At 56.0% G+C, this 16,748-nt stretch carries 15 protein-coding genes and 3 pseudogenes; 11 read left to right on the forward strand and 7 right to left on the reverse strand.

Translation table 11 applies throughout. From position 1 onward, the window contains the following. Nucleotides 1-225: 225 nt before the first annotated feature. On the forward strand, nt 226-834 hold the full coding sequence (locus K6I40_RS05475) for a TetR/AcrR family transcriptional regulator (RefSeq protein ID WP_222914743.1): 609 nt from the start codon (nt 226-228) through the stop codon (nt 832-834). A 30-nt stretch (nt 835-864) separates the two neighbouring features. Here the strand turns inward: K6I40_RS05475 and K6I40_RS05480 are convergent. The 5 genes and pseudogenes from K6I40_RS05480 to K6I40_RS05505 all read right to left on the reverse strand — a co-directional run bounded on the left by K6I40_RS05480 (nt 865) and on the right by K6I40_RS05505 (nt 6,051). Further along, nucleotides 865-1,208, reverse strand: a pseudogene (locus K6I40_RS05480) (hypothetical protein). Between the two features lie 1,015 nt (nt 1,209-2,223). After that, on the reverse strand, nt 2,224-2,481 hold the full coding sequence (locus K6I40_RS05485) for a hypothetical protein (protein ID WP_222914745.1): 258 nt from the start codon (nt 2,479-2,481) through the stop codon (nt 2,224-2,226). Nucleotides 2,482-3,108: 627 nt separating this feature from the next. After that, complete coding sequence (locus K6I40_RS05490; protein ID WP_222914747.1) at nt 3,109-4,383, reverse strand: RNA-guided endonuclease TnpB family protein; 1,275 nt, start codon at nt 4,381-4,383, stop codon at nt 3,109-3,111. Between the two features lie 249 nt (nt 4,384-4,632). Continuing rightward, nucleotides 4,633-5,019 (reverse strand): nuclear transport factor 2 family protein, encoded by a 387-nt coding sequence (locus tag K6I40_RS05495; RefSeq protein ID WP_222914749.1) that lies wholly within the window; start codon nt 5,017-5,019, stop codon nt 4,633-4,635. A 555-nt stretch (nt 5,020-5,574) separates the two neighbouring features. Next, nucleotides 5,575-6,051 carry a hypothetical protein gene (locus K6I40_RS05505; protein WP_255681659.1) on the reverse strand — a complete coding sequence of 159 codons (477 nt, stop codon included), beginning with the start codon at nt 6,049-6,051 and terminating at the stop codon, nt 5,575-5,577. A gap of 280 nt (nt 6,052-6,331) precedes the next feature. Between K6I40_RS05505 and K6I40_RS05510 the strand changes: the two genes are divergently transcribed. Then, complete coding sequence (locus K6I40_RS05510) at nt 6,332-7,432, forward strand: PQQ-binding-like beta-propeller repeat protein (protein WP_255681660.1); 1,101 nt, start codon at nt 6,332-6,334, stop codon at nt 7,430-7,432. Nucleotides 7,433-7,614: 182 nt separating this feature from the next. Further along, on the forward strand, nt 7,615-8,238 hold the full coding sequence (locus tag K6I40_RS28035) for a hypothetical protein (protein ID WP_255681661.1): 624 nt from the start codon (nt 7,615-7,617) through the stop codon (nt 8,236-8,238). 74 nt (nt 8,239-8,312) lie between these two features. Here the strand turns inward: K6I40_RS28035 and K6I40_RS05520 are convergent, their stop codons facing one another. Beyond that, nucleotides 8,313-8,987 carry a helix-turn-helix domain-containing protein gene (locus K6I40_RS05520; RefSeq protein WP_222914757.1) on the reverse strand — a complete coding sequence of 225 codons (675 nt, stop codon included), beginning with the start codon at nt 8,985-8,987 and terminating at the stop codon, nt 8,313-8,315. A 614-nt stretch (nt 8,988-9,601) separates the two neighbouring features. On the opposite strand from K6I40_RS05520, the gene K6I40_RS05530 reads away from it, so the two are divergent. The 8 genes and pseudogenes from K6I40_RS05530 to K6I40_RS28045 form a co-directional block, all read left to right on the forward strand. Then, the gene (locus tag K6I40_RS05530; protein WP_222914760.1) at nt 9,602-10,219 is read left to right on the forward strand and encodes an NAD(P)H-dependent oxidoreductase; all 618 of its coding nucleotides are present in this window, start codon (nt 9,602-9,604) and stop codon (nt 10,217-10,219) included. Then, nucleotides 10,216-10,491: a luciferase family protein gene (locus K6I40_RS05535; protein ID WP_255681662.1), complete on the forward strand. Its 276-nt coding sequence runs from the start codon at nt 10,216-10,218 to the stop codon at nt 10,489-10,491. Before K6I40_RS05530 ends, K6I40_RS05535 begins: the two co-directional genes overlap by 4 nt. Nucleotides 10,492-10,630: 139 nt before the next feature. Next, the gene (locus K6I40_RS05540; RefSeq protein WP_255681663.1) at nt 10,631-11,869 is read left to right on the forward strand and encodes an MFS transporter; all 1,239 of its coding nucleotides are present in this window, start codon (nt 10,631-10,633) and stop codon (nt 11,867-11,869) included. A gap of 354 nt (nt 11,870-12,223) precedes the next feature. Next, nucleotides 12,224-12,751 carry a helix-turn-helix domain-containing protein gene (locus K6I40_RS05545; RefSeq protein WP_222914762.1) on the forward strand — a complete coding sequence of 176 codons (528 nt, stop codon included), beginning with the start codon at nt 12,224-12,226 and terminating at the stop codon, nt 12,749-12,751. Further along, nucleotides 12,752-13,198 (forward strand): hypothetical protein, encoded by a 447-nt coding sequence (locus K6I40_RS05550; protein WP_222914764.1) that lies wholly within the window; start codon nt 12,752-12,754, stop codon nt 13,196-13,198. Nucleotides 13,199-13,813: 615 nt separating this feature from the next. After that, a pseudogene (locus tag K6I40_RS05555) lies at nt 13,814-14,242 on the forward strand (DUF2270 domain-containing protein). Nucleotides 14,243-14,271: 29 nt separating this feature from the next. After that, complete coding sequence (locus K6I40_RS28040; protein ID WP_255681664.1) at nt 14,272-14,541, forward strand: hypothetical protein; 270 nt, start codon at nt 14,272-14,274, stop codon at nt 14,539-14,541. 395 nt (nt 14,542-14,936) lie between these two features. Continuing rightward, a pseudogene (locus K6I40_RS28045) lies at nt 14,937-15,098 on the forward strand (transcription initiation factor IIB family protein); the annotation flags it as partial. A gap of 209 nt (nt 15,099-15,307) precedes the next feature. Here the strand turns inward: K6I40_RS28045 and K6I40_RS05560 are convergent. Continuing rightward, nucleotides 15,308-16,693, reverse strand: a complete 1,386-nt coding sequence (locus K6I40_RS05560; protein WP_222914766.1) for an FAD-binding oxidoreductase — start codon at nt 16,691-16,693, stop codon at nt 15,308-15,310. Between the last annotated feature and the right edge of the window lie 55 nt (nt 16,694-16,748).

Here is a 16,748-nt window from a genome sequence, read left to right on the forward strand (position 1 = left end):
TCGTCCATGTATTGACTGGATATTCAGTCAGTTCCCATAGGATTTTCTCCTCTAAATGCGTATGAGGACCGTATCATCATCACCCTATACTGACCATTCAATCAATTTTTATAGCTAGCAGCAGTATGCGGTATTCAGCATGGCGGGTATCACGGAATCGAATCAGAATCGGAATCGATATCGAGCCACCGTCGAAATACCGGGAAAAGATCGGAAGCGATCACGATGACGCAACTCCCACCGTTCCTCGAGGATCCGGGCGGGACTCGTGGCGCCATCATGAGCGCGACGTACACCGCGCTCTGTAAACACGGGTACAGCGATCTCACGACCCAGCGGATCGGAGACGAGTTCTCGAAAAGCAAGTCGCTGCTGTATCACCACTACGACAGCAAAGACGACCTCCTCCTCGATTTCCTCGAGTTCATGTTGGACCAGACCGAGGAACAGATTCCTGCATATGGAGAAGGGGGCGCAGACGATCACATCGAGGAAATCGTTGACCAAACGTTCGGATTCGGAAACACCGCAACGACTACCGAGTTTACGCAAGCGGTCGTCGAACTTCGCTCACAGGCAGCACACGACGATGACTACCGAGAGTATTTTACCCGGAGTGATCAGTTCGTCCGAAAACACGTCGCACATACAATCCGGTCGGGGATCGAACAGGGCGTATTCCAGGAGGTCGACCCCCAGCAAACGGCGGCGCTCTTCCAGACCGTACTCGTCGGAACGATGCAGCTTCGGGTCACCAATGACGACAAGGACGTACTCGAAGACAGCCGTGCTGCATTCGAGCGTTACATTGAGGAATATCTCATCAAAGAGTAAACGGTGGCCGCTGACCGGCTGCACCACAGATCAGGTTGCTTCCACGCGTTCGAAGAGTGACGCGCCGATTACGACCATCACAATCGACGATACGAGGACGGCACAGAAATCGACCAGGACGGGAAACGACGACGTCCCGACCACGCCGGTCGTAAGCCGTCGACTCCGGAGGTAAGCGGATTGGCGTCCGCCAGATACTTACTCGATCTCCTCGGGAGCCCCGGAATCGCTGCGCTCTGGAATCCAAACCCCACGAAGACGAGGAACAGCAGTGGCATCGCCAGCGAGTCGGTGATTCGCGCCGGCGTCCGGAGAAACCGCTTGACGTCGCGCAGCCAGAGGCCGTAGATCGCCTGCCCGTCGACGAGTTTCATTCGTCACCCTCCGTGGTCACGACTCCCGATTGGTCGCGGGCCGACGCCCTACCAGACTCGAGCATGTCGCCGGTTCCGGTATCTCCCGCCAGTAAGACCGACCCCCTGGTCGTTGCTCTCCTGTGCGGTCAGCGAGAGGAAGGCACTCTCAACTCTACGACTTCGTGGCCGTTGATTGTGAACTGGTCCATGTACAATGTAGAGCGTATAACGGTATTGGTGGGCCTGTGAACCGGTCGTTACGGAGTGACTGGTACTAACTGGCTCAAAGAGACTGACAGCTACTCCGAACTCACCTATACTTACTGCTGAGGTTCCAAAACGGTCACCAAGAGGGCCCCAACAGAGCCACATCTCGGTCGGGAACATTCAAAATCAGACGGGCTTAATAGGTATAATAGGCAAAATAGCTACCTATTCTACGTTCTTTGAGCTACACTCGAGGAAATGGAACTGTCTAATCTGAAAGCACGCCATATTGATGGCGAGTTGAGGGATAACAAAGGTACGTTAGAACCGGTGTGTCTTCGAGACTAATTACGATATTCGACAACTGATCTTCGAGTTCTTCTGTCGTCCACGAAAAGCACTGGTTCAGTGATTCAAGATGAACGAGGGAATCGGTTATCACGCCGCTGTATGACGGTATGCGACCGCCGAGTTCGGCCTCTAGGTACGATTCGAGGTCCCGTGTCGAGACATCTAATCCATGGTCACGAGCGCGTTCAGCGAGCGCAGCAAGTTCCTTCTCGAGGTCATCAGCAATATGCCAGCTCGATGGCCCGAGCAAGTACCGTGTCTTCTGTTGTGAGCAGAGGCTCGTCACCGTAGTGTTCCTCCTGCACCCGCGGGAAGAGATACGTGCGGTCGAGTGTGCTTATGTGGCCCGGCACCGTACGTCCAGCCAACATGGCCGACATCTCCGCACACTCCAAAGCCGACCGCGAGGAAAACCCCTTAGAGAGGCAGCGAGAGTAATGGAGTTGCTATCACAGGAAACCCGACACAGCATCATTCAGGCACTCCTGGGACACCCGGAAACCCTCGCGTCAGCGGCTGAAATCAACCATTTCATCCCGAGTAAATCGAAAAATCCGTCGAAGAGCAGCTGGATGTGCTTGTGGAAGCGGATATCCTTGGGGTCTACGAGTATCCCCCAAACAAGGAAAAGCGTGGCTTGCCGTGGGAATTCTACGGCTTTACCGAGTATGGTGTCGATATCCTCGGGGATTTCAACTATCTCAAGGGCGTTCCAATGGCGCGAGCCGTTCACCAAAAAACACGAAAGCCCGAGAAAATTGAGCGGCACGAAACGGCCCCACGACCGCCCCTCCCAGAATCAGTCCGTGCAACGTTCCGACTCGACAGAGAAGCGGAATAACGGAGATTGTCTGCCACTCGTAGAAATCGCAGTGGTCAGTTCGGGTACGCAGTTCCCGAAATCGCTGACTCAGTTTCAATCTGTCCACGTGTACTTCGTCCAGTTTCGCTGATAGACTTGAGTCCGTCTTGTTCTTGCTGACGTACTCAGTACAGTCCCGGATCACTTGAGATCGGTCTCAGGTTACCGTCCTCCCGGTCGAGTGAGAGCTACGGGTTTCACTCGAGTTTTTCGGCGACTACGACTATCTCACACTCCACGGCGTACGTCAGTAGTGGAGCCGTCTTCTACACGCTTACCGCACTCGTGATGATGAAACTATATTTCTGGTATCGGTTGTAGTGGCTGCTGATAGGTACAGGCGAAAGAGATAGCATGCCATCAAATGAGCTATTCAAATTTTACTGAAATCTTATTCTTCAGATGGTCGTTCCTCTACAGCTGTAATCGCAGCTTCCAGCCCCGTAATTGACATCCTCCCCGCCCTGAAGGGCGAGGATTCCCGACCGCGTTGGGATATTACGGTTCACGGTTAGAAACCTGTTCTCGTGGGGCGAAACAGCCCTCACTACGGTCGAACAGGTGAACCGCTGGCTGTGCCAACCAGCCGTTATCCCTATCACCGCCATCCGTGGCGAGACTCGGGAGTACCTTTTGCCGAATGTTCTCCGCGCCGTTCACGTCCGCGTTCGCAACTGTATCGCATTTCTCACATACGTACAACCCGCGTTCAACGCGCTGATTGTCGTCTGTGTGGCCGCACGCCGAACACGACTTTGACGTACCGCGTTCCGACACCAACTCCATGTTGATGCCTTCCGCTTCCGTCTTGTAGTCGAGAAGCGTCGTGAAGCGGTCGAACGCCCAGCCGTGTAAGTCGAGGTTGCCGTGGTCGCCCCAATTCCGAGGTTCGCCGTTCTCGTCATCTTCTCGGATACCGCCGAGGTCGCCAACGACAAGCGTCCCGACACCTCGTTCGACACACTCCTCGACAATCGCTTTCGAGAGTGCGTGCAAGAAGTGCGTCCGACGACCCGTCCGCTTCCGGTCAAGGCGGGTAGCCTCACGGGACGAAGAATCGTCGCACTTGGCTTTCATCTTAGTGAAGTAGTATTCGTCCTCTTTGAGTGCGCCACCGGGGTACAACAGGGAGTCACCGCCGAACGAGACGGCGGCGAAGTTGCAAATCCCGAGGTCAACACCAGCCACTTTGTTGCCCGGCGGTTCCGGGTCGATAGTGGTGCGACAGACGAATTGAAGCCGCCATTCGTCGCGCTTATAGACGGTGCGAACCTGTTGAATGTCCCACTCGGTCAGGTCAACATCGGGACGAGTCTGGTACTCACAGAGGATGAAGTCTGAACGGTGTTCTTTGAGGTTGCGTCCTTTCGATAGACGAACACGGGTAAACTGTGCGTCGTGCTTGAAGCCAGCCGCTTTGAACGACACGGTAGAACGTGGGTGGGAGTCTCCGTTTTTGCGGTAGCCGGGCGGTCGGGCACGGTCGTCGCCGTTCCGACGCTTGCCGAACCATCCGTTGAACGCTTCAGCGAGTTCTTCGAGAACGCGCTGACTGGATTGAGAATGTAAGTCCGTGTAGCGTTCGTGGCCTTTGAGTTCGCCTTTGAGTTCCCCGTCATCGGGAATCTCGCCCGTTTCGTCCCACTGTTCTTGTGCGTAGTAGCGACCGACGTTCCAGAGTTTTGAGGCGGCCCACCCGAGTTGGTCGAGGTCGTCACGAACCTGTCGCTGGTTCGTGATGGTGGCCTCGAAGGTTCGGATGGTTCGACTCATTTCTGGCTCCATAACTGGTTATGAACAGTGTTTTCTTAATAGTGTCGGTTGGCGTGGAATATCCGGCCGTGTAGTCAGCGGTGGTTGGCGTCATACAGTGACGGCGCGTATCCCCGCCCTAAAGGGCGCGGTTTTGCGCCTGTTCATCCCATAACCCGTGAACAGCAAGAAATAGACCACCAAGGAACAACACGCTTAGGTATCCATCACCGCATTCACCCGAAAGAAGGTGTTTAAGAAGGGAGCAGCCTACTGCCACAGCGCGGTATCCGTGTAGTTCACGAACCGGGTAATCTGGCTGTCGCGGAGCTCGTAGACATGCGCGAACGGGCTTTCAATCTGTTCGTCTGCCTCGGTCGTAACTCGGAACATGCCCAAAGCGACGACCGTATCATCACCGTCAATGAACTGATTCGGTTCGACCCTGAAGGTTTTGAACTCACCCATCGCTGGCTGGAAAACGTTCTCTAGCACCGCAGTAGGGCTTTGGTAGGTCCCGGGAAACGGAGAGCCGTCTGGTTCGGTCCATTCAATGTCATTAGCCATTATCGCCAAGACCGAGTCGATATCACCCTCGTTGAAACCGTCGTACACACCTTGTACTATTTCGACGTTACTTTGTGGAGTTACTGCCATTATCCATCACTATCTATAATGAAGGTCTCGTGGGGGCATAAAGCTACCCTGTGCCAGACACTGTTTCGCTCAAATAAACCAACAGCACTTCGGGGAATTTCACTTTACCAGACTATAACCAGAGAGAACTCAAATCACTGACAAAAAAGACAAACTGGCGGAATAGGTTGTCCGAACTGATTTGGATTAAAAATGGTTCTCTGGTTAGTGGTTGATGGACCGATCCTCTGAGCTCTTAACTTATTTCCATTCGACAGACGATGAATTATGGATTTTTATCTCTTCCTCATCTTGAACTAGAACGGTATATCCCTCATACGTGAATTCAACAGATACATCAGAACTGTGCCTTCTTGAGTGGTCTATCAATTCCTCTATAATGATTGCTGATGATCGGCTTCGTCCTGATGGCGGGATTGACGCGTTAGATCCACCAACAGACATCATGGATGAGGAAACGCTTGAGTCAGAGCTGCTTACCAAAACATACCGAAATTCGAGACAATCAAATATTTCAACTCAGTCCATTACAAAATAGCCTCTCGAGAGAACTAATCATCTGAAGATCCAACTGATTCCCCCAGCACAGGAGATCGAACTTCCGGCCCCAGACTCCTGAAGTGTGAACGAGTGTGATTGGCCACGGCTCCCACAGGTGACGGTGCGGGAGGTGGTGTGTTCTCGTTTAGGCCCACGCTCGTCAATGTACACCGTCACATCCCCCTGTGACCACCCATTAACGACTCCGTGTTTCGTCTCGTCGGATTCAACGACGAACGTCTGTGCGTTGACTCCCTCATCAACAAGCGTCACGTTCTCGTAGTACCCGGGCCAAACGAGGTCCTCGTACGTGACAAGTCTGCGATCTCCTTCGTCAGTTGTCACCTCAAAGTTGAGATAGCCGGCTGTGTCCTTGTCGGAGACGGTATACACCGTTACATAGTGGGTCTCGTTGTCTTGGTTCTCGAACGTGACCGTCGGTTCGGGCGTGCCAACCGCGAACGTGGTTGCGGCGAGGAGGATGCAGAACACGAGAACTCCTCCGAGGAGGAGAGAGCGACGGGGTGCCATAATTCACGATATCTTCTCTCAAATAAAATCCAACCTTTCCAACCGAAACTGGACGCCGGATCGTTGAGTTCTCTCACAAGATCGATAGAACCAATTAGGCGGAGTGACTGGTAGAAATCGGACTCGAATGCCCTCCAGAAGACGTGTCCTTACCGGAGCCGCCGCTATCACGGTCGGCGGGTGTGTCGCTGCCGTCGCTGGAACGCCGGCAGAGACGACCACATCGGAACGCGACTGGCTAATGTCCCAATACGACCCGGCGGGGACCGGACACAACCCGAACGTGACGGGACCGACATCCGATGTTGAACCTGCGTGGGTCTACAACGCCCCCTCGTGGTTCCATGGCGCGAGCGCTCCAATCCGGATCGGAGGCACCCTCTACGCAGTCGGAACAGGCGTGGCCGCGGTGAACGTTGAGGACGGGTCCGAACGATTCGTTCGACGAGGTCCGTACACGTCCAGTTTCGCCGTCGCCGACGCGGAGCCGTATCGAACACCGACACTCGCCGTCACGTCGACGGGCGGGGTATACGGCGTAAACGCCGGCGGTGGGATAGACGTCCCAGGAACCGATCGTGGGATCGGAAGCGAACGCTGGGAGGGACCACCGTATGGGGAGTACCGGCCGACGATTGAGCACTCCCCGACCGTCGATCCGATCGCCCACGAAGGGACTGTGTACGCGCCTATCGTCGGGACCAACGACATCGCTTCGATGAATGCTAGCGATGGATCAGTCCGCTGGCGCGTAACCGTTGAGGAGGACGATGTCATCTCGGCCTCGTTCGGCCGGCCGACGATCAAAAACGAGATGCTATTCGTTGCTAATTGGCCAAACCAAGTCTCAGCGTACGATATCGATGACGGCTCGCTGCTCTGGGAACAGGAGCGTGCCGACCAGATGCAGCTGTGTACGCCGGCATCGGACGCTGGAATAATCGTCACGTCACGGACTGGTGTTGCGTTGCTTGACACCGACGACGGTGATTCCATCTGGGAACGTGACCTCGACGGGAATGCGACCGAGGGTACGGCGGCCATAACGGACGACACAGTGCTGTTGAGCGACGGCAACACTGAATTCCATGCACTCGACCTCGAAACGGGCGAATTGCACTGGTCGAAGGAGTTCCACGGCGAGACGCAACCGGTCGTCGCCGACGGCATCGTCTATGCAGTCGAGCAGAAGTCCTCACTTCACGCGTTCGACGTGGATACTGGAACAGAACAGTTCAGCTACGAACCGTCGGAGGTCCCGCTATCACCACCGATCATCGGGGATGAACGATTGTATCTGACGAACCGACGCCGCGTTCTCGCTCTGGAGGAGACGGCATGAACGAGATGCGAGGCACCGGACCGGGCGACGACAACCACTCGAATTCGACTCCAGAACGCTCTCCCGACGAGCAGTCACCACAAGGCGATAACGACCCGTCCGCGTTCGCGACGATCCTCTTCGATCTTCGGTCGAGCCCCTCTCTCTGGACACCATTCCTCGTCGCTGGGTGTCTGCTAACGTTGGTTGACGTGTTTCGAGAGCAAGACCCACTCCCAGTGCAGCCGCCTGTTTCGGAATCGACACTACAGATTACGTACTCGCTGTATCCAACGGGAGAAACAAGGATGAGCCGGTCGCTGGACGCGCTCATCGACCTGCCACTCGGCGAGTTCGCGTACGCCACTGGCCTTGAGTTCCTTGCAATCGGGGTCGTCGCCGCTGCCGGGTGGCTAACAATGACGCGTGCGAGCGAGACGGTGTTTCGTACACGGCGGTTCATTGCCTACGTTGGCTGGGTTTCGCTTCTGTCTCTCCTCGAGTACTCGGGTTCAGCAATAGATCTAGATTTCTCACCGAACTCATTGCTTGTCGCAGTCGCCGCATTCGCTGTATTAGCATTCGTCGCAGTTCGGCTGTTCTTCCTCCCCATCGCCGTTCTACACGCGGAACCGCTACGAGCCGCTCCGAAAGAGAGCTGGCAGCGGTCGCGCGGTCACAGTGTTGTGTTGTTCGCGCTGATCGTGGTATTCGGACTCGTATCAGGATGGCTCGCTGATCTCCCACATCTCGGCGTCATACTCAGCATGACGGTCGTCGGGACAGTTCACGCAGTTTCCCTCGTCATCCTGTACGACCAAGCGTAGACAGGGGACAAATCCAGTCATCGTTAACCCGCACTATTTGATGGGAGAGGGGAACGGATGATCGACGTCCGCCATCATCCGCGGGGATCTTCTTGTTCGTCCTCCCAGTCCCGCTGTTTCCGGTCTAAATCGCCGACAAATTCCTTGACGATCGTTTCTTCGGCGCGGTGGAGTACCCCGCTCACAGCCGATGGGTTGACGTCGAACCCCGTTGCCAGTTCCGTGAGGGTACAGCCGCGTGGGCTATCGTAGTACCCACGCTCGACCGCTTCGGTGATGAGTTCCTGTTGGCGATCCGTGAGCAGTTCGCCTGGATCGAGAGATTGCGTTACTGACTGTATTCGATACGGGATGCTAGCAGCCTCCATCTCTTCTGGAAATTGAGATGCCCGCTCGTGTGAGGCGGTGTGCTCGGCGGACAACCACCCGTCCTGCAGGTAGGCAGGAAATACTGGCAGGATTCCCGACGCCTGAAGCGCGCGATTCGACTCCGTTTCCGGAATCACGTACTGGAGCATGGCAGTCTGTGCATCGGGATGCAATACTTCATAGGTCATCTCCGGAGCGTCGTCGAAGTGTTGGATAACAGTTGCTGGCTCCGGCGTCTCGATTTTGACAAGCCCGAGGATCCCATCGTCCGTGGGGTGACTCGACAGTATTGTGAACTCCTCGTCGGGCAACTCGGTGGAAATCGCCGCTAGCGGATCTTCGCACGCCGTAGCGTCGAATGTGAGTTGTACGCGGGGCATAGTACCCACTAGTTGTGTAGCGATCCACTTAAATAAACAAAGATGATTACTATAAATATGACGAAACTCTTCTACTAGTCGGCTATGTCAGAAACGACTGACGCCGCCATCGTCGGTGCCGGTCCGGTGGGACTGAGCGCCGCAGTGTTCACCGCGAAAAACGGCTTTGACACCCCGGTGGACGCCGAGTGAACCATGCTCACGCTTGTCGACACCCGACTCTCAGTCGCCTCGGAGTGATCCAAGCACGTTCATTCGATATTTGGTCTCGATAAACTAGATGTTAGTGAACAGAAGGGACGAGCCGTCCAGTGCTACCTCCATCTGAGCGAGAACCGCTTGGCTTCCTCATGCCAACCGATAAAGGACCGTCTCGTGGAGGAGAAGGTGAAATCGGAACGGGATCTATTATCGTGCCTCTCTGAATTCGAGGTAAATTGAACGCTGACGAACCACCCTCACAAAGACGTACGGCTATGGACGTCCCGACATAGTTGTGAATGTATTCACCCGAATCTCCACAGTTCGTTCGCCCATCTTCTCCCACATGGCACCACTAATGCCCAACGAAACGGAACCGTGGACGAACAGGCCACGAGCACTCGTGCTCATCCGTGTGGCGATACCGGAGGAGACTGAAAGCCGATGACCGCTCTCTCACTGAAATTCTCGTCGTACAGGGAACTGTCCGGGATGGTCGAAAGTCGATCCATCCTGCCCGGTATGTCACTGACCGATTCCACGAGAAGGGCCACGACGTCGAATTGTTCGACATGAAGGACTACGAAATTCCCTTGTTCAGGAACCGGCGTGACGCAGTCAGCGACCCGCACCCTGACGTGGACGAGTTCGGCCAGAAAGTCGAGGCGGCGGATGCACTCGTCATCGTCGCGCCGGAGTACAACCACTCGATTCCCGGCACGCTGAAGAACCTGCTCGACCACCTGTTTCCCGAGTACGAAGACAAGCCATTCTCCTATGTCACCGTATCAGCGGGTGGATTCGGCGGCGTCCGTGCGCTGAGCCATCTCCATGATATCACACTGGAGTTCAACGCTCACCCTGGGCCTGATCTACCCGTCTCGAATGTGCGTGATGCCTTCGACGAGGACGGGACCCTCATCGACGAGACATACGAAGATCGGTTCGAGGAGTTCATTGAAGCGGTCGTTGACCATGCCGAACAGTTCGTCCCATCTGCTATCGACACCAACCCGGAGACGAGTGCATGAATCCAATTGAATCCACCGTCAGTGAATGGCCCGGTGTGGAAGTTGATTCCCACGACCGTGGCGGTGGGCGCGAGTTTACCCTCGCTGGACGGGAGATTGGCCACGTTCACCGTGGCAAGCTCGTCGACATTCCATTCGCCAAGCAAATCCGTGATATCCTCCTCGCGGAGGAACGAGCCGAAAAACACCACGTCATACCTGATTCCGGATGGGTGTCCTATCGCGTCCAATCAGACGAAGACGTCGAGGGGCAGTCTGGCTCCTTCGCGTAGCCTATCTCTATCACGTGATTACGATACGGAAGCGTGAGGAGGGAACCTCCGTGGGAGACGCGGTCGATATCGACGCGGTACTCACTGAGTTAGATATGAGCGACGCGTTAGAAGACGTGTTCAACGAGGCCAGATCCGCATGAGCGGCGAGACGGAACTTCCACACCCGCATCTCGCCCAGGGAACGCTGTTGCTCGCCAGCATGCTCACGATCATGGCGGGAGCGACGATTTCCCCGGCATTACCCGCCATTCAGCGAGAGTTTGCGAATGCGCCGAACGCGGCGGTGCTCGTTGCGCTCGTTCTCACCATGCATGGCCTGTTCATCGCGGTCGGGGCGCCCGTCATCGGTGCGCTTGCTGACCGGTACGGCCGCCGGTGGTTGTTGCTGGTCTCGATAGTCGTCTACGCGCTCGCGGGTGGCTCGGGGTTCGTGCTCGATTCACTGGTGACGATTCTTGCCGGCCGGGCTGTACTGGGACTGGCCGTCGCAGGCGTGATGGTGACGGTGACCGCACTGATCACCGACTACTACGAGGAGAACCGCCGGGATACGATCCTCGGGCGACAGGGTGCCTTCATGTCCATCGGTGGCGTCGTTCTGTTGCCGCTCGCAGGCGTGCTCGCCGATATCGGCTGGCGGGTTCCCTTCCTCGTCTACACGGTGGCGTTGGTACTCCTCCCGGCAATGGCGTTCGCGTTGCCAGAGCCGAACCGCCGCGAACCCACGGGAGAGCGCTTGACGAGTATCGATGACCTTCGCCGGACGCTCGCTCAGTTCCCTCTCGGAACGCTTGCGCTTATCACCGCGCTCGGGTTGGTCGGCCAGATAATCTTCTACGTAATCCCTGTTCAGATTCCGTTCTACCTCGAAACACGGACGGGAGCAAATAGCACGATGATCGGCGCTGCGTTGGCGGTGTCGACGGGAGCCGGTGGGGTCGCCTCGCTGCTATATGGTTGCATCCGTCGGTCCCTGAGTGTGCTCGGTATCGTTGCGCTCACATTTGGATTCATGAGTATAGGGTATGCCGTAATCGGGGTGAGTGGGACGGTTCCCGGTGTTGTCGTTGGTCTGGCGGTCGCAGGTGCTGGGAGTGGGTTCCTCCTGACGAATCTCAATGCATGGATCGCGGCGGTCTCCCCGGAATCGGTTCGCGGGCGGGCGCTTAGTGCCTTGACGAGCGCGTTCTTCCTCGGACAGTTTCTCTCACCACTCGTGGTCCAGCCAGTAAGCGATACTCTGGGCCTTGGAACGACGTTTGTCGGGTCGGGGTATTGCTGGCGGGCGGAGCGATCGTGTTCGCGCTCGCAAGCGTGTCTGTCACGCCACCTTCCAAGTCGGATCCCGAACCCGCCACGCAGCAACAGTCGATGACTGAACAGCCAATTGACCAACTCGACTGATGGATATGAACATCGGCTCTATCTAGTTACGCGATTCTGGCATAGAACGGCGTTTAGCGGCTGTTATGTCTTCAGAGCTGATTCCAGAGATAGCTTCCCCTCGTGAGAGGTGTGCTGAGACAGCGGAATTTCTGCCGCTTGTAGAAAGAGCCTCGTTATGTAAGATTCATCATAGTTGTTTCACAGTCAATATCGCAACGTCACTGTCTTCGAACCTTGCGGCTTTTCGTATATAGACCGTGCCGTTGGATATACAATAGCGCACCTTTTCGCATATATATGAGGAATACGAAGATATATTGAGCGCGATCACGTGCAATCAGATATGACCGAGTTCGATCCGGTTCCAGAATCCGACACTGCTCGGCGACGGTGGCAAGAGGGCACGGATACGTTTGGTCGTGTCTACGACGCTGTCCTTGGGGTTACGTCGCCCACTTCGTACACTGAAATCGCAGAGCTTGCGGACTGCTCTCCGAACGCCGCAAAAAAGCATCTCGAGCGTCTGGCCGAGATGGGTATCGTTCGAGCAGACCGAGAAAATTCCCCCGCCCAGTACCAACGGAATGATGGCTATCTCGAGTGGCAGGATGCCAGCCGAATTGCAAATGAACTCTCTATCGACGAGATTATCGACCGTGTAGCGGCGCTTGAAGAGCGTCGCACGGAGTACGAGGACCAGTTCGGAACTACCGACCCAACAGAGGTCTCCGTGTTCGATCACGATGATCACGAGGCAGTCCACAAACGAATGACTGCGATCAATGAGTGGCAAGGCACTATTCGAGATATTCGGCTGTACGAACTTGCTCGACAACTCTCCCAGAACGATGGGCATCTAATTCCAGCCTGAATGAGCCTGCCACCAGAAGATTCAGCGCCTGACTCGACAGGGCCCCCAGATCGACAGACATTGCGATTGCTTGAGCGACATCTCGCATCGGATTCGCTCGTCGCCGAGACAGCATTCGACCCAGATTCCTACGAGCCGCGACTCCTCAACGTACTCCTTGATGCGGAGCGATATCCGGAATCGATAACAGCGGCCCGACTCGACATCCGGTGGTTCCCGACTGGTGATTTCTCAATCCATTATGTCGAAGAACACGACGAAACGGAACAGTGGGAATGCCGCTGGGACCGGCATCCAAACACGCACAACACCCGGTTGCATTTCCATCAGCCACCGACTGCAAACGAAATCACCAATCTCGAATTTCCATCGCTCCATCCGCTCAAAGTGTACTCGATGGTACTCACTGCGATAGAGCAGCGTCTTGAGACGCTCTGGACCCAATGAACTTTGAACTTGATCAAAATATAACCCATTTCGTTTATGAAATTACCATTCTCTCTTATCGGCGGCATTGAACTCTGACCGTCGTTTGGAGGCACCGGGGAAGCCAACGCCACCTTTGAGCGTGATACAGAACGATAGCGCATACCCGCGTCTTCAGGCGCGGGTCGAGCGGTAGGCCTATCCGACCAACTGTCGTAGATGGCCGGAACGGATTTCCCTCAAAACTGTTTAGTGTGGTGCGTCGTAGCATAGAGTGTGACGAATACCGTGAGATGCCGTTCCTGAACCACAAAGGATGGCGAACCAGCGGTGGTTCGCACGGCGATGACATGGTATTCGACGGGGCCTGTTTGACCGGGCCACAGCCCTATACAGGGGAGGAAACGAGAGTTCCCCCGGTATGCTGCCGGTTCCCCTTGAGTGCGGGCTGGAACCTCGAACGCCACACCCGGCGGAAATCAGATGGGCGGATTCCACGCCCTGAAGGGCGTGGAGGAGGTCAATGACGGATTGTTTCGAGAGTTAGTAGAAGCCAGATACGAGCAGACATATCTCACTGTATTAGAATCCAGGGACGTCAAACTGGGCAGTACTCGTCATAAGCGGCGTGCTCACATGGGGTTTTCCGGTACCGATCGTCCACATCACATCCTCCTGTTAGGAGCAGCAGCACTGGCTGCCTTCTTAGTGATGGAGGCACAGCGGTATCGCGGCTACGATCTCTGGCGTGGCCGTGTCCGCACGCTCCAGAAAAACGCCTTTGAGTACGGATTAGACCCCTCTGAAGACATTGATGAGCTGGCATGGCGGCAGAAGCTGAGCCAAGACTACCGCACACCAGTGATCAAAATTACCTGAGAAGAAGCCATTGCGCACCGGCTCCATCGCATCTACCTCCTCCTTTTCGCAGTGATGTTGGGGGCATGGCTGATTCACGTCACTGCCTCCGCATCAATGTCGTGGCCGGCAAGCGCCGCTATTGGAGCAGTCCCCGGTCTCTTCATAGTGCGTGCATCCGTAGCTCGCGGAGGTAGGTATTTATGATATGGTAACATGGTTCGATGTGCATCGCCATGAAACCGTGCCACAGCTGTCAGGCGGTCATCGACGAGTACCTCTTGGATAAACAACTCGAACCCCTGCGCGACCTCACAGTTGACGACTTCAACGTCTGTGCGGACTGTGCGACCATCGTTGCGGATGCATGCGTGGAATGCGGCAGCGCGGTGTATGTCCCTCGAAGCGAATCCGTCACCCCCGATTATTGCCCAGCGTGTCGTTCTGACCTCATAGACCGCACTGGTCACGATCCCGGCTGGAATTGTGATCTGACGTCTACCTGAACGGCAACCCCACCTCTCGAGCAATATTTCGTGGCACAGCCATTCAACAAGCAACTGTAGTGTACGGATGGTTCACTGAAACGTTGTCTGACGGAGTGAATCTCATTCAGAGGCTTACTGTCGTCGCATTTGGGATTCAAGAGAAGGCCCTGGTATGCTTGAGTCTGCGCCTCGCTGTCATTCGAGAGAACAAAAGTCTCTCGTGACTGAGCGAATTGGAGCGAAGCGGAAACGGAGCTTCCGCGAGGTCAGCGGGACGTCCGTCCCGTCAGAATTCGCGAGGTCGTCGGCGTGGCCCGAAAATCTTCGATTTCGGCATCACGAACGATCTTCGCACCGGCTGCTCGAGGGATCTATGATCCCTCGCCGTCCGCGAAACCGAAGAGTTCGCTTGATCGAGTGCCACCCAGTGTCCCGAGTGTGACGGGTGGGTCACTACCAACCCAATCGAAACCGTCTGTGAGGACTGTGGGCTCATCGAGGCGGAGCAAATTGACCATGAACAGGTGTGGCAGACGTACGACGATGGCGATCAAAAGTGGACGGTCAAGCCGTTATACCGGCTATGTGGGAAACAACGGCTGCCCATCTTTTTAATGAAATAAATATGGAGGAGTGGAGTCGTGAATCAACACCGGGTCACCAGCTCGGAACGCGGCGATCGCATTGTCAACGTCGGTTGGCGACTGGCGACTACTCACGGAGAGAAATAGTTCTCTTCCCGCTCTTTCCAAGGGCGACAGTTCCGTTTCCCGCTCGAAACGACTCATGTTGCCGGCTCGATGTTCTGGTTCACGTGGAAGAAGTTCTCGGGATCGTACCTCGCCTTGATTTCCTCCAACCGCTCGTAGTTGTCGCCGTAGGTGGCTCGAATTCGATCCGATCCCTCTTCCATCATGAAGTTGACGTACGATGCACCGGCCGAATGCGGGTGGACCGCTTCCCAGTAGTCTCGGGTCCACTCGGTGATCAGGTCGCTCTTATCCGGATCCGGATCGACGCCGAAGATGACCATCGACCAGGTAACATCACGATGGGCCCATGCGGTTTCGTTCCCGTCTATGTGATGGACAGCCTCGTCGATTGGATAGAGGTGCGTCCCCGACTGTGGCGTCGGCACTTCGGCGAAGCGCCGATGTTCGGCGATGACATCGTCGGTCAGTTCGTGCATGAAGTCGCCCTTCCAGTACCACTGGTCACCCGGCGGGAGAAGATCGTCGAACATGCTCTGTAGCGCCGGGTACGGCATCTTCTCGACATGTTCGAACAGCGGTTCGGCGATATCTCGAGCCGGTTGAATCACGTCTTCGGCCTGATCCTCCGGCCCCAGATAGCACCATACAAGACCACAGACCTTCTCGCCGTGGATCTCTTCCGGGAAGGGGTCACCCGGCACCTCGGCAGTAAGGTAGACGGCGTAGACGTCCTCCGGTGCGTCCGGCAACCATTCCCGGTACCAGCGCATAGTGTTCTCAAGCTCCTCGATCGGCCAGAACGTCGGCCCAGCGACGACCGTCTCGACCGGATGCAGCTGGAACTCGAACGAGGTGACGACGCCGAAGTTACCGCCACCTCCGCGCAGCGCCCAGAAGAGGTCCGGGTGTTCGTCCTCGCTCGCATGAACCAGTCGTCCGTCGGCCAGCACAACGTCTGCACTCAGCAAATTATCGATGGCCAAGCCATACTTGCGGCTCAGATAGCCATGACCGCCGCCGAGGGTCAGTCCACCGACACCGGTTGTAGAGACGACCCCGCTGACCGTCGCTAGTCCGAAGGCGTGGGTGGCGTGATCCACATCACCCCAGGTGCATCCGGGTTCGACGAGGACGGTCTTCGCCTCGGGATCGACGCGAATACCGGTCATGTTCGAAAGGTCGATGACGAGTCCGTCATCAACCGTGCCGAGACCGGCACCGTTGTGACCACCGCTGCGGATCGCAGTATCGAGATCGTGTTGACGCCCAAATTTCACGGCTGCGAGGACGTCTGCAACGTTGGCGCACCGAGTGATCAGTCGCGGATGCTTGTCTATCATCGCGTTGTAGATGGCGCGCGCGTCGTCGAACTCTGGATCGTCGGGTTGGATCAACTCCCCTCGGAGCGTCTCCTCTAATCGCTTAATTTCCGCGTCGTCTTTCGTTGCTGTTGCCATGGTTTCTTCCCTCTCATTCTCCCTTTTGGAGATCAGTTATCGAGCCCCAGCCACG

This window comes from Natrinema sp. SYSU A 869, from assembly GCF_019879105.1.
Classification (GTDB): Archaea; Halobacteriota; Halobacteria; order Halobacteriales; family Natrialbaceae; genus Natrinema.